Source organism: Marinobacter sp. LM1, assembly GCF_042763285.1.
GTDB lineage: Bacteria > Pseudomonadota > Gammaproteobacteria > Pseudomonadales > Oleiphilaceae > Marinobacter > Marinobacter nauticus.
The window spans coordinates 1,082,125-1,103,453 of the sequence record NZ_CP114373.1 but is presented as its reverse complement, the minus strand read 5'-3'; the positions used below and the strand labels follow the sequence as shown (position 1 = coordinate 1,103,453).

Here is a 21,329-nt window from a genome sequence, read left to right as displayed (position 1 = left end):
GGGGCAGCCAGCGCAGCGCCGACTGCCCCACCCTGTGATTAATACACCCAGGAAACGGTCAGGCTGGCATTGGCCGGCTCACCGTAGAAACCCTGGGCCGAGGCACCAAATTTCTTCAGGCTCTCGATGTACTTCTCGTCGGTCACGTTGTTTACGTTCAGGGTTGCATTCCAGTGTCGGGCGAAATCATAGCTTGCCATCAGATCCAGCACCGCATAGCTGTCCTGCTCTGTGACGATGGTCTCACCGGCATTCGGGCCGGTAGTCGCAACACCCTGTTCCTGGGTAATCTCAGACTGCCAGCGTACCTTGCCACCAAGCTTCAACCCTTCGACCCCAGGCACCTTCCAGGTAGCGCGCAACTGGGCTAGATGCTCTGGCACGAAGGACTTGGCCCCTTTACCATCCTTGTCCTCAATATCCACATAGGTATAACCGGCGAAGAGCTGAATTCGGTCGGTGAGATCACCCACTATTTCGGCCTCCACACCTTGGCTGGTCAACCCATCCACAGCGGTGTAATAAGAATCATTGGTTCCGGAGAACACTCCTTCTGCCTCGGCTACGTTCTTCTGCTCAGTCTGGAACAAAGCAATAGTGGTGTTCACACGGTCGTTCTGAAACTCACTTTTCAGGCCCAGCTCATAGTTGACCCCGTCAATCGGATCCAGTCGATCACGATTGATGTCCACCTCAGTCTGGGGAGTGAAAATCTCGGTATAGCTGGCGTAGACCGAATGATCGTCATTGATGTCGTAGATCAGACCTGCATAGGGTGTTTTCACGGCATCGTAGCTGCTTTCCTTGGTCGCTCCGTAACTTTCGCCCTTGTTATCCAGCCAGGTCAGACGGAGCCCTGTAATGGCGGTGAGTTGATCGGTCAGCGACCAACGAGCGGCAGCATAGGTGGACGTTTCGCGGTCGGTCCAGTCAGAGCCGCCGACACCATTATCAAAAGCAGGCTTGGGGTAGTTCCCATCCCACTCATTGAGCGGTGGCAAGGGATTCCCGATGCCGCGGCCATAGCGAGACTCATCCACCGTCTCTGAACGAGACCAGGATGCCCCCAAAACCAGCTCATGGGTTCGATCAGCCAGTTGGAACGGGCCGGTAGCGTATGCATCCACGACCCACTGCTCTACATCCAGGTCGTACTGACTGGGGTAGGCTTTAAGTCCCTCACCCGTTTGGCGATCCGGAGTACCATACTGATAAAAGAGTTCGGACTCACTTTCATTCTCCAGCCGGAACACCGTGCCCGTGGCTCTCCAGCCACCAGCAAGCTCCTGACGCAATTCAACAAAGCTGTTGTGCTGGGTGTTGTCCCAGTAGGACCAGTCTGAAGCCGTGCTGGTTGAACGCGCAAAATCCGTCGCTGAGCCATCGGAGTAGAACAAAGGCAGCGCACCCCACAACGGACTGTCTGTATCAGACGTCTGAACGGCGTGGCCAAGGGTCAGCAACGTGGCATCGGTCAGGTCTGCTTCCAGCACCCCATAGAACATCTGCTTTTCGTTGTTATACCGGTCAAGGTAGGAGCCTTTGTCCTCATAACCGGCAACCACACGGCCGCGCACCGCCCCGGATTCAGACACGGCACCGGAAACATCACCGACAATCCGTTTTTTGTCCCAGGAACCACCAGTCACCGCAACCGAGGCATTGGTGTCAGCGGTTGGGCGCTTGCGGATAAAGTTGACTGTGGCGGCCGGGCTGCCGGAACCGGTCATCAAACCGTTGGCGCCCCGAACCACCTCCACGCGATCAAAGAAAGCGGTGTCCAGCTCACCCTGAACGTTGTCATATACCGCCGGCATGCCAACACCGTCGTACTGGAAGTTGTTGATATCGAAACCACGTGAGGTGTAATACGTGCGGTCTGTTTCCACCGACTCTACGGTGACACCGGTGGTGCCTTCCAGAACATCGTTAATGTCGTTCTGGGCGAAATCGTCCATCTGTTCGCGGGTAATGACCGTGACGGCCTGGGGGACCTCCCGGTGTGACAGCTCCATCTTCATGGAGGTTGTGCTGGCTCCGCTAATGTAACTCTCCGTCGCTTCCGAGGCCACCTGGCCACGGCTTGCGGTAACATCCAGGGCTTCCAATGCCTTCGGTTCGCTGCCCTGCGCTGCTGCCAGTCCTGGCAGAGTCGCACACATCATGGCAGTGATCAGGGTTTTTCTTCTAAATCGGGGCTCCGGATTCAGAGACATCTAACGGCTCCTTGGTTGATTAAGACCACGTCATTTTTAAACCCCACTATGTTAATGCGAATGGTTTAGATTTGAAACACCAAATGCAAATGATCCGAAATTATCGCGAAACTCTATATCTCCAGAGGCTCGCATCGGCCGCAATACCACGACCTGCTATGGTTATTGCAGGTGCTGAAGATCTCTAAGAACAACAGAGAGGCGGAGACGGATATGTTCAAGCGCAAATTCTGGAAGTGGCCTCTGGCCAGCCTACTGGTCTCGGCAGCCCTGGCCACACAGGCAAACCAGACCTTTCAATCCGAAAAGGCAGACTTTCATCTGGAAACCGTAGCCGCGGGGCTGGAACACCCCTGGGCCATCGCTTTCCTGCCCGACGGATCTGCACTGATTACCGAAAGGGAAGGCCGTTTGCGAATTCTGGAAGATGGGCAACTTCGCAGTGAACCAGTCAAAGGCCTGCCGGAGCTAGTCGTTTCGGGCCAGGGTGGTCTGCTGGATGTACTGCTGCATCCGGATTTCGAGGCTAACCGGCTGTTATTCCTTAGCTACGCGCATCGTAATCGCGAGGGCATGACCACACGGGTTGCCCGGGCAACTCTGGCTGACAACTCTTTGCAAAATGTCGAGGTGATCTTCGAGGCTCTTCCCCGCTCAAACACCAGCCGGCACTTCGCAGGCCGGATGCAGTTTGATCGCGACGGCAATCTATACATCTCAGTCGGTGACCGGGGTGAAATGGATCGTGCCCAGGATACCGCAGACGATGCCGGTGGCGTTCACAGAATCACCATCAGCGGTGAGCCGGCAGAGGACAACCCCTTTGCCGATCGAAGCGGCTTCAACGCGTCTTTCTTCACCTATGGCAACCGCAACATTCAGGGTATGACCCGGCACCCACAAACCGGTGAGATCTGGAGCCATGAACATGGCCCCCGGGGTGGCGATGAGGTCAACATCCTTCGCGCGGGTAATAACTATGGCTGGCCCAAGGTCACCTACGGCATTGACTACTCGGGCCTGCCGATTTCCAGTCGTACCACGATGGAAGGCATCACAGAACCACTGCATTACTGGGACCCATCCATTGCGCCCTCTGGCATGGTGTTCTACACCGGAGATCTTTTCCCGCAGTGGCAGGGCGATCTTTTTGTCGGCGCCCTGAAGCTTCAGAAACTGGTGCGCTTGTCCCTGGACGGAGAAAAAGTCATCGAGGAGGAAGATCTGCTCACCGAACTGGGTGAACGTATCCGCGACGTGCGCATGGGGCCGGACGGTGCACTCTGGCTGCTGACCGACTCGGACAACGGCAAGGTATACCGGATGGTGCCAGCGGATTAAGGCTCAGTGCGGGTCGTTGGTTCTTTCGGTTTTCTCGAACTGTGGCAGGTTATCGGTGATCTCGAACCAGTCAGATTTCGACCCCACATAAACATGCTGGGCCGCCTTTTTTCCCAGCGGCTCATTGATCACGCCAATTCGCAGCCTGAGGATGCCAGGAATAGCGTCGACCCGGCTGTAAAGCGGGCTTCCGCAACGGCTACAGAAGGCCCGAAACTTACCGGGCCTGGATTCAAATTCGGTGATCCGGTCTTTACCGGCAGTAAACCGGAACCGGACAGCCTGAACCGGCGCACTGGCCGAAAAGGCACTGCCATGATTACGACGGCACTGGCTGCAATGGCAAAGCGCTATGGGCCCAATCGGGCCATCGTATTCAAACTGGATATCACCACAAAGACACTGGCCGGTATACATAACACTCCTGGCTCCGCGAAGGCTCACTGATCGCGCAGATGATACCGGCTGGTGGCCGGATTAGCAGCCCCGGTTCCGCAAACGCGTTACCCGTAGGTTTTTTCCAGATAATCAAGAATGCGAGCCGATTCAAACAGCCCCTCCCCGGTATTGGGATCTTCCAGATAGGGCACCTGAACCCGGCCATGTTGCTGGAAAAACGCGTCCCGCTTGCCGCCCGGGATTGGCCGATAGGGGCCGGGTTTGATGCGCTGCCGGGCAGGTCCTGCTTCGGTCCAGTGTTCCTTGCCCAGATTATGCAAGGTGTACGGAATCTCGTATTCACACAGCTTTTCCCGAATCAGGCGCGAGAACGGGCTGCCTTCGAAACTCCACAAGTGAAGCCCCTGCTCAGGCCGCCGGGCTGGCCGCGCTCGCATTCCGCGGAGTTCACTGGCTCCGGAGCCCGCAGCACCGAGCGCCGGTTGCCAGGGACGGCTCTGGTAGTAGCGAGGCACGGAACGATGCGCATACTGGCGGAACAGATACTCGATAATCGCCTCGGATTCATACAGCACTTCGCCGGTGTTGTGGTCATGCAGCAGAGGAAACTGCTGCTTGCCCCCCAGGGCCTCGGCTTCCGGGCGGAATACCCGACCACCCTTCGGGCAGGGTCGAATCTCAACGTCCAGATGCAATGCCGTCAGCACCTCACGAACACGTCGGCAGTATGGACAAGCTTCAATGTCATAGAGAACCAGCGGCTTCTCAGGTTGCGGAACAGCCTTGATAACCAGGCACCCGCGCCAGGCTGCAAAAGAAGAAGTGGCAACCGATTCCAGCACATTCACCTGATGCTTCAGCGTTTTTAACATGATCGTTCCCTTGTTTTCGTCATTTTCTGCATTGTCCCACAGGAGAATCTGTGCCCATTGGCCCGCTGGCCCCTGGGCTGGCGTCATACTAACTCACTGATTCTTCAGGCCACTTACTCGATGTCACAAAAACTCAATATAAACAAAGACTCTACTGCCATTTTTTAACGTCATGTATAGCTTTTCTGCATAGTACATACACACAGAATGGGCTATTGTACAAAGAGAACACAACAACGGGTTCCGGTCATGAATACTCAGGGGTTGCAGGCGGGCAAAGGCCTTGCCACAGGCAGATATGCGTCAGGAGCAGTGGCGCTGGCCATCGCGTTGGCCAGCGCCCCGCTCGGCCAGGCTTTCGCTCAAGAACAGACCTCTGCGGAAGAGGCCTTCGCCAGCTCCCGTCACTGGGCCAGCCAGATCCGAAGTTATGCCAGCAAATCCCTGAACAGCGATGAAGCCCTGAGTGTGGCCGCCATTCCCCTGAACGGCCCCGGCATTGAGCAGTATGTAAACGCTGACACACTGATGAGCCCGGGCTCCATCATGAAGCTGGTAACCACCTATGCCGCCCTGGAACTCCTGGGCCCTACCCACCACTGGAAGACCGATTTCCTCACAGACGGCATGATGGTGGGCGACAGCCTTGAAGGAAACCTCTACGTACGCTTCGGCGGCGATCCCAAACTGACTCTGGAACGGCTCTGGAGCACCCTGCGTGAACTCAAGAGCATGGGCATTAACCGTATTGAAGGCGACCTGGTGCTTGATGGCAGCTATTTCCGCGTCGACGGCGGTTTCCCGACGTTTGAGGATAACGGCGATAACCCCCACGCGCCCTTTCTGGTGGAACCCTCCGGCTATCTTACCAACCTGAATCTGCTGCATTTTCAGGTACGCGCCGATGAGCGTGGAACACAGGCCTGGACAACCCCGGATCTGGGCGAAGTCTCCATTGATAACCGGGTAACCGCATTACCGGAAGGTCCCTGCCCTGCTCGTAGCCGCTTTGACTGGGAGCCGGTATTTCATGAAAACCATCAGGTAACGGTTCGGGTAACCGGGCAGTTACCGCAAGGCTGCCGCAGCACCACCTACCTGTCTCCGCTACCGCACGAACGGTACTCCGCTTCCGTGATTCGCTCTGTGCTGTCGGACATGGGCATTATTGTCAGCGGTGGCGACCGCTTTGAGAGCACTCCGGAAGATGCACGGCTGGTCATGCGCACCACCTCACCAGATCTGGTTTCCATGGTGCGAGACATCAACAAATGGAGCAGCAACGTTATGGCCCGCCAGATGCTGCTGACCATTGGCGCCGAGTTCCGCAAGGAAGATGACAAAGACGACCGGGTAGCCGGTATCCGCACAGTGTACGAATGGCTGGAAAATACGGGTATCAATACCGCTGGTATGGTGATTGACAATGGCGCCGGGCTAACCCGCCACGGTCGCATCACGGCCAGGCAAGGCGCCCAGATACTACAACAGGCCTGGGACAGCCCCTACGCCTCTGACCTGATGGCCTCCATGCCCATCATCGCCATGGACGGAACCATGGCGCGCCGGCTTCGCAACACCGGCATGGATGGCGAAGGCCGAATCAAGACCGGTTATCTGGAGAATGTTCGCTCAATCGCCGGGTTCACCCGGGACGATAACAACACCACCTGGGCCATTGTCGGCATGGTGAACAACGACCCTGCATGGAACGGCCAGGCGGTTCTGGATCGTGTGCTTTATTCTCTGCATTTCCGGCCACCGGTGGGGATGACCCTATCCCAATCCGCCGATGAAAATCCGGCATCTTCTATTCAATAAGCCAGTATAGCGAGTAGGGTGAGGCGTTACCGCCTCATCCCTCTCACAGAACCGTACATACGGGCCACGTATACGGCTCATGCCATTAACTCACCCCGAACTCGGGGACAGTGATGCCGGTTTTGACCTTCGCAAGATCCATCAGCTTCAGGTCATTGTGCAGGTAGGTGTTGGGCAGGGCCAGACTGGCCAGTGGAGATGCTGCATTGCGCCAGCTTTGCATCTTGATATGCCGGAACGGGGGTTGGTAACCCAGCTGTTTCAGCCTCCGATGCAGCCGACTCGGCTTTTTCCACTGCTTGAGCTGGAGGCACGACAGCTCCACCTCCAGATTCGCCTCAAACGCACTCAGGCTCTGCCCATCGATTCCGGCCGCGCCCTTGTTGCGCTTGATGTGTCTGAAGGCTTCATACAGGCGCTGTTTTGACAGCAATTGCCCGTACAGACTGTAGTATTTCCTCATGCCTGCTCATCTCTGTGGTGACGGCTTCGAGGATCGGTCTGGCTGCCGGTCTGTTTCAGGCGATCCGTCCGGGTACTAGCGCTCTGGCAATCTGCCGCCACGGTATCGCTCTACTCCCTTGTTCGGAGAACACCAGAGCCACTGCGTTCCCGCAGCACCCCGGTGCACTTCCCTGCCCCGTCGGGCAGCTTGTGAACGCAGCGTCCACCTGTTCGCTCGTCGTCCGTCACTCTCGTTAATGACTTCCGCCCTTCGCATCCGACCAGAGCTTTTGGCCCTGACCGGTCCGCTGAACCTCCGCCAGCGGTCATTCCGGTTTTGTCCTCCACGCTGTTACCAGGCTTCTCAGGCCGGAACTTCCTCACTACTACGGCTTCATCTGCCACCTCGCACCGACTGCGGCCTCGGCTTTCACCTTGCGCCATAGCCTCCGGCATCGCCGGATTCGGTGTCAGGCTTCCCCGGTTACTGCACCGGCTCCCTGTTAACGATGCCACCCTCAAACACAGCTCAGGTCTGACTGAGTATCGGGCGTCGCGCTATTTTGCACGCTAACCCACCTGAGCTGCCGAAGCAGGTTCACTTGCGTTGTGTACCGTTAACTTCCTATGGCTTCCTTCAGACCCCACCGTTGGCCAGTGACGCCCTTGCCAGTCGGATTGTCTTCCCCTCAGTCGGGGTGACGCCATCTTCTTTCAGATGGCCGGGTTTGCCGGCTTCGCCGGGCAAACAAAAATGCCCCGGACGATGTCCGAGGCATTTTGCGGGCCTGCTCAGAAGCTATGTAAATCGTGTTTTTACACAGCCTCCTTAGGGCGCCCTGTTTGGGTTCAGGCGTTGTCCGAGCCGCCATCCTGTTCCGCTTCTGGAGCGGTGGCCGAGGTTTCTTGCTCGGGTTCGGGGGCCGATTCTGGCCCGGCCTGCTGTTCCGGTTCGGGCTCCGGCTCCGGAGCCTGCCAGCTGGAGCGATCCGGTGGCAGCTCATACACCGGCAGCTCCGCCCGGTAAATGGCGTCGGCGTCGGCCAGGCGAATGTGGCTTTCGCCCATGGCGGGGGAGGAGCCGACCAGCAGCGTGGCAAGGGCGTCCTCGCCCCGGCGCAGGGTGACTTTGCGCCGGAACTCGTCCTCGGCCACTTTGAACCGGTTCCGGGCGTCGTCAGAACGTGCCACCGGGAAGCTCTCAGTCAACTCGGACAACGTGTCCAGCAGCCGCTTGACCCGGTTGCTATCGGCTTTGGTGTCGTCCTCGAGGAACCATTCGCCGTCTTTCTGACGCAGAGTCAGCTGGCCTTCCTCCGGATCTTCCAGAACGATTTCGGTGGCCTTTTTGGCCTCGGGGATCAGGGCTTCGTGGCTGGCCACGGTGGTCGACGACCGGGTGCCCCAGACCACGACGGCCAGCGCGATTTGCACCACCAGCACAACAGAGAGCAGTTTGATCGTCCGGTTCATCAGGATACCTCCGCAAGGATTTTCCGGTACCGGCGCTGGTCGCCGGCGCGTACCTGTTTACGCCAGAGCCAGATCAGGATCAGTCCCAGCAGGGCCAGGCCGTAATTGGCGTACTCCCAGCCCCGTTGCTGCTGGCGGGTCATCGGCTCCAGCGTGCGGGCGTAGCGGGACTGACCGCGCAGCGCCAGCAGGGCCGGGTCTTCCAGCGACCAGTCAACCGCGTTCTGGATGAAGGTCACCGGCTCGGTGTACACCGTGCCCAGGCTTTGGGTGATCAGATCGAGCATGGTGTCGGAGGCGAAGGAGCCGCTGCTGACCACCACCAGACGGGCCGACTCCGGGGACTTGCGGATCACCGTCGAGGCCACGGCGGCGCCGGTGTCGCCGGCTTCCTCGGCGGCATCGTCGGCTGCGCCTTCTCCGGTGGTATCCGGCCGCGCGAGCAGCGGCGAATCCCGATCGGCGAACCAGGACTGGAACTGGCCGTTCAGGGCGACCGCGACCAGCTGCGCTTCCCGCTCGGCGGGGCTGGCAAAGCCCTGGGCCGGATAGTTCTCGAAGTCCGGCAGGATATTTGTGCCACCGTCGGTCCAGCTGCGCTCGGAGGTGGTCATCAGCCGGGTGACCGTCAATTCGGCGGTTTTTTCCTCATCCAGCCGCAGCGGCGAGGGCCAACTGACGATCATTTGCTGCAAGCCGGCGGTGACCGGATGCTCCCGGTTCAGTTGCTCGGCGCGCAGGTCGGCGAAGAACGGGTAGGGCAGCATCTGGATTTCACGGAACGTCAGGCCGCCCACGACCCGGGTGGTCGGTACCGGCAGCGCGGCGCTGAGCGGGTCCAGAATCAGCGCCGATTCCAGGGTCACGCCGTGGTGGGCGAGCCAGTCTTCCAGCCCGGTGGCCTCCTTACGGGCCGAGAGGCTTTGGTTGAGCGAGATCTCATAGGGCGAGGCCGCGAGGATGACCTGGCCGCCGCGCATCAGGAACTGGTCGATGGCGAACACGGCCTTGTCGTCCAGCGCTTTCGGGTTCATCACCAGCAGCAGATCGGTGCCGGCCGGCACCCTGCCGTCGGTCAGATCGGTGCGCTCAACCCGGGCGTTCTGCTCCAGACTGGCCACCAGCTCCCGGTAGTCGGAGCCGCGGTAGTGGCTCGCACCGGGCGCCACCAGGGCGATGGTTTTCAGGGCGCCGGGGATCAGCCGTTTCAGGGCGTCGTCGATGGCCTGTTGCAGGCCGGCCTCGTCCAGCGTGGCCGGCAGCGGCACCTGCACCCGGTTGTCACCGCTCTCCAGCATCAGGTGGAACCAGAACGGCTCGGGCTCCAGCAGGCTGGCCAGCATCGGGCTGAAACCGTAGTCCTGATACAGCTGCTCGGCCAGGGCACCGTCACCGGCGTCCGGGTCCTGAATGCGGGCGCTGAAGCGGCCCTGGGACTGCTGTTCCAGGTTGTCGATGACGGTCGCGAGGTCGGCGCGGAAGGTCTTCAGTTCTTCCGGCAACCGGGAGCCGTCAGACACCCAGGCGTTCAGTACCACCGGCTCACGGATGGCGGCAAAGGCATCGCCATCGCTGCGGTAGCTGCGGGTAAGCCGGTTGATGGCGCTGGTGATTTCATACTCGGGGTTCTTGAGCGCCACCTGCAGATCGCCTTCGCCCCCGGTTTTTACCTCGATCAGATCCCGGAAGCCGAGTTTTTCATGGTCGTCGCCGTAGGCGATGACCAGATCGAAGTAGGAGTTGACGATGGACGACTCGTACCGGCTGGCGGTCTGGAACGGCACCGGCTGGACGCCATAACGGCGGGCGGCGGTTTCTTCCGCCTCTTTATTGCGGGTCGGGTCGATGAACTCAACCATCACCTGGGTACCGCCGTGCACCTGGTACTCCTCAAGCAGGCTTTGCAGGCGCGGCACCAGCGGCGCCAGCAGCGGGTGCGTCTTCTCGGAGAAGTAGCCCCGGATCTGCAACGGCTCCTGCAGGGTCGTCAGTTGCTCGGTGGTGGCTTCCGACAGGGTGTAGAGCTGGTTTTCGGTGAGGTCCAGCCGGATCGCTTTGAGCGGATGCAGCCACAGATTGGCGGCCAGCAGGTTGACGACGGCCAGGGCGGTGACGGCGGTCCAGCGCCGGTGTGTCGTAGAGCTGGGGTTGCCGGTCCAGCGCAGCTTCTCCAGGGTGTACACGTTAAGCACCAGGAACACGCCGGTCAGCGACAGGTAATAGTAGATGTCCCGAAGGTCCAGCACGCCCCGGGTGATGGCGTCGAAGCGGCTGCCGGTGCCGAACAGCTCCAGGAACTGCCCGAGCCGGTAGCCGGCCAGACCGGTCAGCAGGCCGGAGCCGATCAGGTAAAACAGGCTGCAGATCAGCACGGTGACCATCAGCGCCACGATCGGGTTGTCGGTGCGGCTGCTGGTGAACAGGCCGATGGCGATGTACGCGGCGCCCAGGAACAGAGTGGCCAGATAACCGCCAATGACCGGGCCGGTGTCCAGCGGCCCCAGCAGCGACACGGTGATCGGCAGCGGCAGGGTCAGCGCCAGGGCCAGACACAGCAGGCCAAAGGCGGCGACAAATTTGCCCAGTACCAGCTGCCAGAGGCTGACGGGCGAGGTCAGCAGGCTTTCCAGGGTGCCGGAACGCCGTTCCTCCGACCAGCTGCGCATGGTCAGCGCCGCAATCAGGAAGATCAGCAGCAGCGGCAACCAGTCAAACAGCGGTTCCAGGTCCGCCACATTGCGGGCAAAGAAGGCTTCGCCCCAGAAAAACACGAACAGACAGGCGGCCACGAACAAAGCCATGAACAGGTACGCCGCCGGTGATGCGAAAAACCCGCGAAACTCCTTGCGGGCCACGTTCATCAGGTCAGCCATGGTCCACCTCCCCGTTTACTTCGGCAAACACCCGTTCCAGATCCCGGTGTTCCGGGGCCAGCGCGAGAATCGGAATGTTGGCCGCCACCAGTTTGCTGGCCAGGGTCGGCAGCACCTCCTCACGGGCCTTGAAACGGTACTCGTAACGCTGTCCCGCACCGTCTGCCAGCGGTTCCACCTGATCGAGCTGATCGACCTCATTCAGGACCGGAGTGGCGTTGGCGCCGGTGACCAGGCGCACCCGGTCGCTCTCGCGCAGCTCGTCCAGCCGCTTGTCGATCACCAGCCGGCCGGCACGCATGATCAGCACCCGCTCGCACACCGCCTGTACTTCCTGGAGGATGTGGGTGGAGACGATGACGGTGGCGGTTTTCGACAGCTCGCGGATCAGCGCCCGCATCTGGTGAATCTGGGTCGGGTCGAGGCCGTTGGTGGGCTCGTCCAGAATCACGATGTCCGGCTCGTGGAGGATGGCCTGGGCCACGCCAACGCGCTGCCGATAACCCCGTGACAGGGTCTGGATGTCACTGGTGGCCTTGGCTTTGAGGTCGGTGCGGGAGATGGCGCGGGCGATGGCCCGGTTGCGGTCGGCTTTGGGGATGCCGTGCAGGGCGGCCTGATAGTGCAGAAAATCGATGACCGTCATTTCCGGCCACACCGGGCAGTTTTCCGGCAGGTAGCCGATCCGGGACTGGATCTTTCGGGTGTCCGGGCCAATGCTCAGGTTGTCGACCCGGATGCGGCCCTCGGTCGGCTCCAGATACCCGGTCAGCATCTTCATGATGGTGGTCTTGCCGGCGCCATTGTGGCCGAGCAGCCCCACCACCTCGCCGGAGCCGATGGAAAACGACACGTTATCCACCGCCGTGAAGTCGCCGTACCGGCGCGTCAGGTTTTCCACGTGGATCATGGGAGTACTCCGTTCTGGCTGTACTTTTTCTTCTCCGAAACAGTTATTTTTTGGACACTTTGGGGTGCCTGATCCAGAACGTAGGGGCGCCGCAAATCAGCTTCAAGATGCTGATATGTAGACAAAAATTAAAAAAAGGTAAGGAATTCTGGTGGCGCGGCAAAGACAGCGTCGGCGGGTGGGGAGAGTTTCCGGCAGCGGCGGGCGCCGCTGCCGGAGGGGGCTTACTCGACGGTCAGGCGCTCGGCATTTTTCTCCACGGTGCGTTCACCAATGCCTTTGACCTGGGCCAGATCGGCAGTAGAGGCAAACGGACCGTTGGCTTCACGGTACTCGACGATGGCCTGGGCTTTGCCCTCACCGATACCTTGCAGGCTGGCGAGGGTGCTGACGTCGGCGGTGTTGATGTTGATGGCCGCTTCCTGAGCGTGACTGAAGCCGGACAGCAGGCTGAACAGCAGAACCAGGGTAGCGATAATTGGGGTATGTTTCATGATGGGTGGTTTCCTGATGTTGGAAAAGGGATTGGGTTGCAGGCTGGAGACACCCGGCATCAGGGTCACCTGCTGGCCAGGGCCAGTGAGCTGAACGGAGATTTCGCAGCGCTCACCTGTAGTTAGAAACCGATTGCGATACCAACGAAAAAGGGCCGGCTGACTCCGCATCATCCGGCCCTTTTGTGTATCAGCCTGTTGTTAGACCGTCAGGTAACCACCATCCGCATTAATGCATGCTCCGGTAGTGTAGCTTGAGGCATTGGATACCAGATAGAGCACGGTACCCGCCATTTCATCGGGATCCGCCACACGCTTCATCGGGATGTGGGCCATGGCCTGCTTCTTGATGGCCTCATTGGTGGTCAGGGCGCTGGCGAACTTGGTATCGGTCAGGCCCGGCAACAAGGCATTCACCCGCACATTCTGCTGGCCCAGCTCCATGGCGAAGGACTTGGTCATGGAAATCACCGCCGCCTTGGTCACCGAGTAGATGCCCTGGAAGTGGCCAGGGTTTACGCCGTTAACCGACGCCACGTTCACAATGGAACCGCCGCCGTTTTTCTTCATCAGCTGGGCGCCACGGGCACACATGAAGAAATAGCCGCGAATGTTCACATCCACGGTTTTGTGGAAAGCACCCAGATCGGTGTCTTCAACCGGGCCAAAATACGGGTTAGCCGCGGCGTTGTTGACCAGGATATCCAGTTTGCCGTGCACTTTCGCGATGTGCTCCCACACCGCTTCAATCTGGTCCATCTCGCCGATGTGGCAGGCGAAGGCTTCGGCGCTGCCGCCGTCTTCACGGATGCTGTTGGCCACGGCCTCACAACCGTCAATCTTGCGGCTACTAACAATCACGTGAGCACCGTAATGAGCCAGCGTACGGGCGATACTCTCGCCGATACCGCGGCTGGCGCCGGTTACCAGGGCGACTTTGCCAGTCAGGTCGAACAGGTTTTTGTTGCTCATGGAATTCCCTCAGCTTATCGGAATGTCACCAGGGCGGGGTCTTCCGCTTCCAGGTGGCTATAGTTGTTGAATACGGCCAGGCTGCGCCGGGGGCCGGAATACAGAATGCGGGACACGCTGGTGTTGGCAATCACGTTGTTCATCTCCAGCGCCTTGTGGTCTGACAGTTCCAGCAGGCGCTGGGCAATGACCGCAATGGGGCCGCCAGAGGTGGACACAATCACATCGGCACCATCGGCCAGTTCAATCAGCTGATCCAGTGCATGGCCAACCCGCTGCCGGAATCCGTTCCAGGTTTCGCTGTATTCCTGGTCGAACTCGCCACTCACCCAGCGGGTCACTGCCTTCTCGAAAGCCTGCTGGAAGGCTCTAGCAGGTTTGGGAAAGCTGGCGAGGTCCCGCGCCATCACCTGTTTATCCGCCCATTCCGGACGCAGGCGCTCCACCACTTCCAGATGATCAAACTCGTTCAGGCCTTCCAGCACCTGCATATCCGGCAGGCTGACACCGTAACCGGTAGTGATCGCCTCCACAGTTTCCCGATGGCGCTGCAGGTTACCGCCAAAAACAGCACCCGGCTCCACCTTGCCCGCCAGCCAGCGGCCCAGAATCCTGCCCTGCTCCCAGCCTCGCGGCGAGAGCTGGTCGTAGTTTTCCTTGCCGAAACTGGCCTGGCCGTGGCGCACCAGATAAATCGTGGCCATTACAGGGTGCTCTCGCTAATCAGGCGCTGGCACCGTTTCTCCAGATAGTTGGCGGCGTGGCCAAAGGCGGCGAAGCGTTTGTCTTTGGTCTGGCCGTGATAAAAGCGGTAGTAGATTTGCTGGATGATCACCGCCAGGCGGAACAGCCCGTAAATTTCATAAAAGTCGAACTTTTCCGCCCGGAAGCCGGATTTCTCCATGTAGTAGTCCACCACTTCTTTACGAGTCAGCATACCCGGCCGGTGCGTGGGCTGGCGCCGCAGCATCTGGAACGGGCCTTCGTCGTCGGCTTCGATCCAATAGGCCAGACTGTTGCCCAGGTCCATCAGCGGATCACCAATGGTGGCCATTTCCCAGTCCAGCACGCCAATCACTTCAAACGGGTTGTCCGGGTTCAGCACCACATTATCGAAACGGTAGTCGTTGTGAATAACCACCTGAGCGATGTCATCCGGCATCTTATCGTTCAGCCAGGCCATGACTTCTTCGAAGTCACCGACATCGTCGGTACGGGCCTTGCGGAAGCGGTCGCTCCAGCCACCAATCTGCCGCTGAACGTAACCCGAGCCCTTGCCCAGCTTATCCAGACCAGCGGCCTTGGCGTCCACTGTATGCAGATCCACCAGCTTATCGATCACGTTCAGGCACAGCTTGCGAGTGTCTTCAGCGCTCAGCTCGAAATCCTTGGGGAAATCCTGGCGCAGAATGATGCCCTTGAGCCGTTCCATCACGTAGAAGTCACAGCCCAGAACGCTGTGATCGTCGCAGATGGCGACAATATTGGGCACGTAGGGATACGCCGGCTTCAAGGCCTCCATCACGCGAGCTTCCCGCAGCATGTCGTGGGCAGACTTGGCAATCTTGCCGAACGGCGGCCGGCGCAGCACGTAGGACTGGTCGCCGTAATCCACCTGATAGGTCAGGTTGGACGCACCGCCCGGGTACTGCTTGATGCTCGGCTGGCCTTCCAGGCCCGGAATGGCCTGCTTCATGAACCGGTCGACGGCGCTGATATCCAGCTCTTCGCCTTCGCGGATGTCTACGGCCTGGTCGATCTGTGTCATTCATTCTCTCCTGTGATGTGTTCAGGCGTTCGCCTTGCCACCCATCTTGCTCATCCAGCGCTTGGTTTCCTGGTGCATCAGCCAGTCAAACGCCCAGGGCGCATGGCGCTTGAGCACCCACATACGGCGCTCCTTGGCGTGGGGCAGCACCCAGAAATCCTTGTCTTTCACACTACGGAAAATATCCTCGGCCACGTCTTCGGCGGTAATGCTGGAGCGCTTCATCAGCTTGTTCACGTTCTGCTGGATACCGGGAATGTCCGAACGCATGGTGCTGGTCAGATTGGTCTGGAAAAACGCCGGGCACACGCAGCTGACATGAATACCGGCATCCCGCAGCTCCTGGCTGAGAGTTTCAGACAGAGCAATGACTCCGGCCTTGGAGACATTGTAGCTGTCCATCAAGGGGGCAAGCATGAGCCCGGCCATGGAGGCTACGTTCACAAACGCGCCGGAGCCTTGTTCCTTGAACAGCGGGGTGAAGGCTTTGCAGCCACGGACAACGCCCAGTACGTTGATGTCGAGGATCCATTCCCAGTCTGCCATGGTGGTGTCTTCGATGGAGCCTGCGGAGGCAACGCCGGCGTTGTTGACGACCACGTCCACACCGCCCCATTTCTGTACCAGGTCATCGCGGACTTTCTCGAAGTCGCTCAGGCGGCGTACATCACATTCAACAAAGTAGCCTTCGCCACCGGCGTTGTTCAGTTCTGCCTCAACGGCTACACCCTGTTCCGGGTTGATGTCCCCGATGCAGACTTTCGCGCCCTCTTTGGCGTACCGCAATGCAATCGCCCGGCCCAGGCCACTGGCCCCGCCGGTTATGAATACCCTCTGTGTCATGTTCGTGCTCACCGTTTTTACGTTTGAGTTCGTTTTATGTTTTGGAGTTCGTGTTCTTTTTGCTTTGGAGTAAGAGCTGCTACCGGGTAAGGCCTTCCAAAACACGCTCCTTCGGCACGTCCATGTGACGCTTGAGCTCCGCCATCCATGGCTCCGCACAGTTTTGGAAGGCCTTACCCGGCATCAGCTCCCATACTCTCTAGTCAGCTGTTCAAAAAACCAAATCTAGCTGGCACATCCTTAATGCCTCACGGCATTCCCGCAGCATGTCGTGGGCAGACTTGGCAATCTTGCCGAACGGCGGCCGGCGCAGCACGTAGGACTGGTCGCCGTAATCCACCTGATAGGTCAGGTTGGACGCACCGCCCGGGTACTGCTTGATGCTCGGCTGGCCTTCCAGGCCCGGAATGGCCTGCTTCATGAACCGGTCAACAGCACCAACATCCAGCTCCTCGCCTTCGCGGATGTCTACGGCCTGGTCGATCTGTGTCATTCAATTTCTCCTGTGATGTGTTCAGGCGTTCGCCTTGCCACCCATCTTGCTCATCCAGCGTTTGGTTTCCTGGTGCATCAGCCAGTCAAACGCCCAGGGCGCATGGCGCTTGAGCACCCACATACGGCGCTCCTTGGCGTGGGGCAGCACCCAGAAATCCTTGTCTTTCACACTGCGGAAAATATCCTCGGCCACGTCTTCGGCGGTAATGCTGGAGCGCTTCATCAGCTTGCTCACGTTCTGCTGGATACCGGGAATGTCCGAACGCATGGTGCTGGTCAGATTGGTCTGAAAAACCGCCGGGCACACGCAGCTGACATGAATACCGGCACCCCGAAGCTCCTGGCTGAGGGTTTCCGAAAGGGCAATCACGCCGGCTTTAGACACATTGTAGCTGTCCATCAAGGGAGCAAGCATGAGGCCGGCCATGGAGGCTACGTTCACAAACGCGCCGGAGCCTTGTTCCTTGAACAGCGGGGTGAAGGCTTTGCAGCCACGCACTACGCCCAGTACGTTGATGTCGAGGATCCATTCCCAGTCTGCCATGGTGGTGTCTTCGATGGAGCCTGCGGAGAGGACGCCGGCGTTGTTGACGACCACGTCCACACCACCCCATTTCTGCACCAGGTCATCACGGACTTTCTCGAAGTCGCTCAGGCGGCGTACATCACATTCAACAAAGTAGCCTTCGCCACCGGCGTTGTTCAGTTCTGCCTCAACGGCTACACCCTGTTCCGGGTTGATGTCCCCGATGCAGACTTTCGCGCCCTCTTTGGCATACCGCAATGCAATCGCCCGGCCCAGGCCACTGGCCCCGCCGGTTATGAATACTCTCTGTGTCATGTTCGTGCTCACCGTTTTTACGTTTGAGTTCGTTTTGTATTTTGGAGTTCGCGTTCTTTTTGCTTTGGAGTAAGAGCTGCTACCGGGTAAGGCCTTCCAAAACACGCTCCTTCGGCACGTCCATGTGACGCTTGAGCTCCGCCATCCATGGCTCCGCACAGTTTTGGAAGGCCTTACCCGGCATCAGCTCCCATACTCTCTAGTCAGCTGTTCAAAAAAACTAAATCTAGCTGGCACATCCTTAATGCCTCACGGCATAGAGTGTTTTCTTCTGGCCACCCCTCTCAGCAGTCTGAAGGAGCGGGTGGGTTGGGGGTTCTGAAAATGTGCGGAGCCATGGATGGCGGAGCAGAAGCGCCACAGGGATGTGCCGTAAGGAGCGGTTTTCAGAACCCCCAACCCACCCGCTCCCACCACCAATACTGGCGGCCAAGACGAACACCCGGCTCCCAACCAAGAGGTCCGGAGAACACAGGCTCCAAAGCCCGAACTAAAGTCAGAACTTGTACTTCCGGAGCTCCAGCCGCGCCACCATGGCCCGATGCACTTCGTCGGGACCGTCGGCCAACCGCAGAACCCGAGCGTAACCGAACAATGCCGTCAGCGGGAAATCATCGTCGCTGACACCGGCCCCGCCGTGAATCTGAATCGCGTCATCCACAATCTGCTGAAGCATCTTCGGCACCACCGCCTTGATCATGGACACTTCCTGCAACGCGCCCATAATGCCCTTGGTATCCAGGGCCCAGGCACATTTCAGGGTCAGCAACCGTGCCTGTTCGATGTTCATCCGGGCATTGGCGATGATGTCCGGATTGCCACCCAGCTTGGCGATTGGCCGACCGAAAGCTTCGCGGGTCATGGCGCGCTTGATCATGATCTCAAGAGCGCGCTCGGCAGCTCCGATGGCACGCATGCAGTGGTGCACGCGGCCGGGCCCCAAACGGCCCTGGGCGATTTCGAAGCCGCGGCCCGGGCCGGCGATGATGGCGCTTTTGGGCAAACGTACGTTGTCGAACAACACCTGGCCGTGGCCGTAGGGCTCGTCGTAGGCGCCAAAGACCGGGAGCATGCGCTCGATGGTGATGCCCGGGGCATCCAGCGGCACCAGCACCATGGAATGTCGGCGGTGCTTCTGCGCGTCCGGGTCGGTTACACCCATGAAGATGCCCACTTTGCAGTCCGGGTGGCCGATACCAGTGCTCCACCATTTGCGGCCGTTGAGCACCACTTCGTCACCTTCTACGGTGGCGGTGGCTTCCATGTTGGTGGCATCGGAAGAGGCAACCGCAGGTTCGGTCATGCAGAAGGCGGAGCGGATTTCGCCACTCAGCAGTTTCGGCAGCCATTCGGCTTTCTGTTCTTCGGAGCCGTAGTGGATCAGTACTTCCATGTTGCCGGTATCCGGCGCGTTGCAGTTGAAGATTTCCGGGGCGATGAAGCTGCGACCGGTTTCTTCGGCAATCAGGGCGTAGTCGGAGTTGAGCAGGCCACAGCCGTACTTGTCGTCAGGAAAGAACATGTTCCACAGGCCCTGGGCCTTGGCTTTTTCTTTCAGTTCTTTGATGATCGGCAGCACCACCCAGCGGTTTTCCTGAGAAGCAAGCTCCTTGTGATACTGCTCCTCGATGGGAAAAATCTCGTCGCGCATGAACTGTTTCACGCGCTTCAGGTAATCCTGGCCTTTCTCGGAAATGTTGAAATCCATGGTTCAGCTCCTCGCGCTGGCCGCCCTGTCGGGGGCAATGTCGATCAGATGGGAATCAGTCTAGGAGCCAACGCATTATTACGCGACTGAATTGTTCTTATCGTTTATCATTAACCATGCTTATTCAGAACAACGGAACCTCATCATGGCGCTGAATAGACCGGACCTGAACCTGCTGCATGTTTTCGACACTATCTATCGGGAAGGAAGCCTGACGCGGGCCGCAAAAGCTCTGCATCTGACCCAGCCTGCCATCAGTCATTCCCTGGCTCGGCTTCGGGATCATTTCAATGATCCGCTGTTTACCCGCCAGGGTAACCAGATGGTGCCCACCCCCCTGGCCCGACGGTTTCTGGAATCCATGCGCCCGGGGTTGAACCAGATCCAGAGTGCAGTGAATCAGTTTCACGCCTTCGACCCCGCCAGCCAGCGTAAAACCTACGCCCTCGGCCTTCGGGATGTTCTGGAATCCACCTTCCTGCCTCAACTGATTTCAAAACTCGCGCCCTATCCGGACATGGAGGTGCAGAGTCAACGGGTGGCAAGACGAGACATGGAAACGCAACTGGCCGCAGGAAAGCTGGACTTTGCCATTGACGTATTACTGCCGGTGAGCAACCAGACCAGCCATGAACTGCTGAGGCAGGACCGACTGGTGGTGTTGGCGCGAAAGGGTCACCCGGTCATCGCGCGAGGGCTGGATATGGCCAGCTATCTGGAGGCCCGGCACATTCTGGTGTCGTCACGGGCCGAGGGCCCGGGTATTGAGGATTTCGAGCTCTCCCGCCACGGCGCCCAGCGCACTATTCGCCTACGCTGCCAGCATTACTACGCGGCCTGCCGGGTGGTGGAGAGCTCAGACCTGTTACTGACGATGCCGGAAACCTACGCCCGGATCATTGCCCAGAACACCGACATCGAAGTGCTGGCGCCGCCGGTGGAGATGCCGTCGATTGATGTGCATCTATATTGGCACAAGGCCTATGAACAGGAACCGGCGCTGGTGTGGTTTCGGGACTTGCTGCGCAACCTGCAAAAGGCTCAATAGGCTCCGACCAGCATCAGAAAGCCGAAGAAGCCAGCCGCGGTAATCGCCAGAGATACCGCCACGATACCGAAGCCCCACCAGATAGCCGCACCATCGGCAATGTCGACACCATGACCGCGCAGGGTGCGATAGAACGCCCATGGGCCAAGCACGAACGCGCCCACCACGGCAAACACCAGGCCGATGGCGATTCCGGCAAAGGTCCAGGTAGCCAGTACAGTCGCGCGGTCCGAGGTCTGGTCGGTCACGCCATGATGTTGCAGAAACTTCTTGCAGAAGAACCAGACCAGGGCAAACAGGGCAGCCACAAAGACCAGGCCGCCAATCAGGGTAATCAGGCGATAGAGCACAGAAACATCCTGTTAAGAGTCAATCAGTCGGGAAACACCGGCTCCGGCAGACATTCGAATCCCGGTTTGGCGAACAGGTAGCCCTGGTAAAGGGCAATCCCTTGAGAACGAAACCAGAAGTATTCTTCCGGCGTTTCCACGCCCTCCGCCACAATTCGGCCGCCAAGCTGGCGCATCATGGTGATGATACCTGAGACCACTGCCTGCTTGTTGGGTTCCGCATGAATGTTGCGAACCAGCCCCATATCCAGTTTCAGCACCACAGGCGCACTCGTCGCAATGGGACTCATCAAAAAGAACAGAGGGTCTATCCACAGAAGCTCCAGAGCGGCTCGCTCGAAATGAATTCGGGTGGAACTGTAAAAGAATCAATCACATTCAACTATAGACACCATCCGCAATCGGGTAAAACGAAAACTCGTTATACCACCCATAGTCGGGTGGCATCTGCCGGCTGCGGG

Annotated in this window: 19 protein-coding genes and 1 pseudogene; 3 read left to right on the top strand and 17 right to left on the bottom strand. The window is 59.0% G+C overall.

The genetic code is table 11. The annotated features are described in order from the left end of the window. Positions 1 to 38: 38 nt before the first annotated feature. Entirely contained in the window at positions 39 to 2,216 is a 2,178-nt protein-coding gene (locus OZ656_RS05095; RefSeq protein ID WP_199451877.1) for a TonB-dependent siderophore receptor, read from the bottom strand. A 213-nt stretch (positions 2,217 to 2,429) separates the two neighbouring features. Here OZ656_RS05095 and OZ656_RS05090 point away from each other — a divergent pair, with 213 nt between their 5' ends. After that, positions 2,430 to 3,557 (top strand): PQQ-dependent sugar dehydrogenase, encoded by a 1,128-nt coding sequence (locus OZ656_RS05090; protein WP_278349958.1) that lies wholly within the window; start codon positions 2,430 to 2,432, stop codon positions 3,555 to 3,557. A 3-nt stretch (positions 3,558 to 3,560) separates the two neighbouring features. Here the strand turns inward: OZ656_RS05090 and OZ656_RS05085 are convergent, their stop codons facing one another. Beyond that, a complete protein-coding gene (locus tag OZ656_RS05085) occupies positions 3,561 to 3,974 on the bottom strand; it encodes a GFA family protein (RefSeq protein ID WP_278349959.1) in 414 nt (137 codons plus the stop codon). Positions 3,975 to 4,060: 86 nt separating this feature from the next. Next, positions 4,061 to 4,828, bottom strand: coding sequence for a glutathione S-transferase N-terminal domain-containing protein (locus OZ656_RS05080; protein WP_278349960.1), 768 nt, complete (start codon positions 4,826 to 4,828; stop codon positions 4,061 to 4,063). 249 nt (positions 4,829 to 5,077) lie between these two features. Here OZ656_RS05080 and dacB point away from each other — a divergent pair, with 249 nt between their 5' ends. Then, a complete protein-coding gene (dacB, locus tag OZ656_RS05075; RefSeq protein ID WP_379945031.1) occupies positions 5,078 to 6,649 on the top strand; it encodes a D-alanyl-D-alanine carboxypeptidase/D-alanyl-D-alanine-endopeptidase in 1,572 nt (523 codons plus the stop codon). An 85-nt stretch (positions 6,650 to 6,734) separates the two neighbouring features. Here the strand turns inward: dacB and OZ656_RS05070 are convergent, their stop codons facing one another. The 12 genes and pseudogenes from OZ656_RS05070 to OZ656_RS05015 all read right to left on the bottom strand — a co-directional run bounded on the left by OZ656_RS05070 (position 6,735) and on the right by OZ656_RS05015 (position 19,470). Further along, the gene (locus OZ656_RS05070; protein WP_379945030.1) at positions 6,735 to 7,112 is read right to left on the bottom strand and encodes a hypothetical protein; all 378 of its coding nucleotides are present in this window, start codon (positions 7,110 to 7,112) and stop codon (positions 6,735 to 6,737) included. 830 nt (positions 7,113 to 7,942) lie between these two features. Then, complete coding sequence (locus OZ656_RS05065; RefSeq protein WP_278350010.1) at positions 7,943 to 8,566, bottom strand: DUF4340 domain-containing protein; 624 nt, start codon at positions 8,564 to 8,566, stop codon at positions 7,943 to 7,945. Further along, positions 8,566 to 11,439, bottom strand: a complete 2,874-nt coding sequence (locus OZ656_RS05060; RefSeq protein WP_278350011.1) for a Gldg family protein — start codon at positions 11,437 to 11,439, stop codon at positions 8,566 to 8,568. The genes OZ656_RS05065 and OZ656_RS05060 overlap by 1 nt, the downstream gene beginning before the upstream one ends. Next, the gene (locus tag OZ656_RS05055; protein ID WP_278350012.1) at positions 11,432 to 12,349 is read right to left on the bottom strand and encodes an ABC transporter ATP-binding protein; all 918 of its coding nucleotides are present in this window, start codon (positions 12,347 to 12,349) and stop codon (positions 11,432 to 11,434) included. Before OZ656_RS05055 ends, OZ656_RS05060 begins: the two co-directional genes overlap by 8 nt. Positions 12,350 to 12,573: 224 nt before the next feature. Further along, positions 12,574 to 12,843, bottom strand: coding sequence for a ComEA family DNA-binding protein (locus OZ656_RS05050; protein ID WP_278350013.1), 270 nt, complete (start codon positions 12,841 to 12,843; stop codon positions 12,574 to 12,576). 201 nt (positions 12,844 to 13,044) lie between these two features. After that, on the bottom strand, positions 13,045 to 13,815 hold the full coding sequence (locus OZ656_RS05045) for an SDR family oxidoreductase (RefSeq protein WP_278350014.1): 771 nt from the start codon (positions 13,813 to 13,815) through the stop codon (positions 13,045 to 13,047). A gap of 14 nt (positions 13,816 to 13,829) precedes the next feature. After that, positions 13,830 to 14,519 carry a histidine phosphatase family protein gene (locus tag OZ656_RS05040; RefSeq protein ID WP_379945029.1) on the bottom strand — a complete coding sequence of 230 codons (690 nt, stop codon included), beginning with the start codon at positions 14,517 to 14,519 and terminating at the stop codon, positions 13,830 to 13,832. Continuing rightward, complete coding sequence (locus tag OZ656_RS05035) at positions 14,519 to 15,583, bottom strand: phosphotransferase family protein (protein ID WP_379945028.1); 1,065 nt, start codon at positions 15,581 to 15,583, stop codon at positions 14,519 to 14,521. The genes OZ656_RS05040 and OZ656_RS05035 overlap by 1 nt, the downstream gene beginning before the upstream one ends. 21 nt (positions 15,584 to 15,604) lie before the next feature. Beyond that, positions 15,605 to 16,426, bottom strand: a complete 822-nt coding sequence (locus OZ656_RS05030; RefSeq protein ID WP_232900711.1) for an SDR family oxidoreductase — start codon at positions 16,424 to 16,426, stop codon at positions 15,605 to 15,607. A 250-nt stretch (positions 16,427 to 16,676) separates the two neighbouring features. Continuing rightward, positions 16,677 to 16,919, bottom strand: a pseudogene (locus tag OZ656_RS05025) (phosphotransferase family protein); the annotation flags it as partial. Positions 16,920 to 16,940: 21 nt separating this feature from the next. After that, positions 16,941 to 17,762, bottom strand: a complete 822-nt coding sequence (locus OZ656_RS05020; protein WP_288589772.1) for an SDR family oxidoreductase — start codon at positions 17,760 to 17,762, stop codon at positions 16,941 to 16,943. Between the two features lie 496 nt (positions 17,763 to 18,258). Further along, the gene (locus tag OZ656_RS05015; RefSeq protein ID WP_272998951.1) at positions 18,259 to 19,470 is read right to left on the bottom strand and encodes an acyl-CoA dehydrogenase family protein; all 1,212 of its coding nucleotides are present in this window, start codon (positions 19,468 to 19,470) and stop codon (positions 18,259 to 18,261) included. Between the two features lie 145 nt (positions 19,471 to 19,615). Here OZ656_RS05015 and OZ656_RS05010 point away from each other — a divergent pair, with 145 nt between their 5' ends. Then, entirely contained in the window at positions 19,616 to 20,518 is a 903-nt protein-coding gene (locus tag OZ656_RS05010) for a LysR family transcriptional regulator (RefSeq protein WP_113879897.1), read from the top strand. Here OZ656_RS05010 and OZ656_RS05005 read toward each other — a convergent pair. Next, the gene (locus OZ656_RS05005; protein ID WP_011785676.1) at positions 20,512 to 20,868 is read right to left on the bottom strand and encodes a hypothetical protein; all 357 of its coding nucleotides are present in this window, start codon (positions 20,866 to 20,868) and stop codon (positions 20,512 to 20,514) included. The genes OZ656_RS05010 and OZ656_RS05005 overlap by 7 nt on opposite strands. A gap of 23 nt (positions 20,869 to 20,891) precedes the next feature. Beyond that, positions 20,892 to 21,158 carry an EAL domain-containing protein gene (locus OZ656_RS05000; RefSeq protein ID WP_224851519.1) on the bottom strand — a complete coding sequence of 89 codons (267 nt, stop codon included), beginning with the start codon at positions 21,156 to 21,158 and terminating at the stop codon, positions 20,892 to 20,894. Between the last annotated feature and the right edge of the window lie 171 nt (positions 21,159 to 21,329).

What these genes read in the sequence shown, in the direction of transcription:
- OZ656_RS05030 (WP_232900711.1), bottom strand. Translation starts at nt 16,426, where the DNA reads ATGACACAGAGGGTATTCATAACCGGCGGGGCCAGTGGCCTGGGCCGG.
- OZ656_RS05080 (WP_278349960.1), bottom strand. Translation starts at nt 4,828, where the DNA reads ATGTTAAAAACGCTGAAGCATCAGGTGAATGTGCTGGAATCGGTTGCC.
- OZ656_RS05050 (WP_278350013.1), bottom strand. Translation starts at nt 12,843, where the DNA reads ATGAAACATACCCCAATTATCGCTACCCTGGTTCTGCTGTTCAGCCTG.
- OZ656_RS05000 (WP_224851519.1), bottom strand. Translation starts at nt 21,158, where the DNA reads ATGAGTCCCATTGCGACGAGTGCGCCTGTGGTGCTGAAACTGGATATG.
- dacB (WP_379945031.1), top strand. Translation starts at nt 5,078, where the DNA reads ATGAATACTCAGGGGTTGCAGGCGGGCAAAGGCCTTGCCACAGGCAGA.
- OZ656_RS05065 (WP_278350010.1), bottom strand. Translation starts at nt 8,566, where the DNA reads ATGAACCGGACGATCAAACTGCTCTCTGTTGTGCTGGTGGTGCAAATC.
- OZ656_RS05085 (WP_278349959.1), bottom strand. Translation starts at nt 3,974, where the DNA reads ATGTATACCGGCCAGTGTCTTTGTGGTGATATCCAGTTTGAATACGAT.
- OZ656_RS05045 (WP_278350014.1), bottom strand. Translation starts at nt 13,815, where the DNA reads ATGAGCAACAAAAACCTGTTCGACCTGACTGGCAAAGTCGCCCTGGTA.
- OZ656_RS05035 (WP_379945028.1), bottom strand. Translation starts at nt 15,583, where the DNA reads ATGACACAGATCGACCAGGCCGTAGACATCCGCGAAGGCGAAGAGCTG.
- OZ656_RS05040 (WP_379945029.1), bottom strand. Translation starts at nt 14,519, where the DNA reads ATGGCCACGATTTATCTGGTGCGCCACGGCCAGGCCAGTTTCGGCAAG.
- OZ656_RS05055 (WP_278350012.1), bottom strand. Translation starts at nt 12,349, where the DNA reads ATGATCCACGTGGAAAACCTGACGCGCCGGTACGGCGACTTCACGGCG.
- OZ656_RS05060 (WP_278350011.1), bottom strand. Translation starts at nt 11,439, where the DNA reads ATGGCTGACCTGATGAACGTGGCCCGCAAGGAGTTTCGCGGGTTTTTC.
- OZ656_RS05070 (WP_379945030.1), bottom strand. Translation starts at nt 7,112, where the DNA reads ATGAGGAAATACTACAGTCTGTACGGGCAATTGCTGTCAAAACAGCGC.
- OZ656_RS05010 (WP_113879897.1), top strand. Translation starts at nt 19,616, where the DNA reads ATGGCGCTGAATAGACCGGACCTGAACCTGCTGCATGTTTTCGACACT.
- OZ656_RS05090 (WP_278349958.1), top strand. Translation starts at nt 2,430, where the DNA reads ATGTTCAAGCGCAAATTCTGGAAGTGGCCTCTGGCCAGCCTACTGGTC.
- OZ656_RS05020 (WP_288589772.1), bottom strand. Translation starts at nt 17,762, where the DNA reads ATGACACAGAGAGTATTCATAACCGGCGGGGCCAGTGGCCTGGGCCGG.
- OZ656_RS05015 (WP_272998951.1), bottom strand. Translation starts at nt 19,470, where the DNA reads ATGGATTTCAACATTTCCGAGAAAGGCCAGGATTACCTGAAGCGCGTG.
- OZ656_RS05095 (WP_199451877.1), bottom strand. Translation starts at nt 2,216, where the DNA reads ATGTCTCTGAATCCGGAGCCCCGATTTAGAAGAAAAACCCTGATCACT.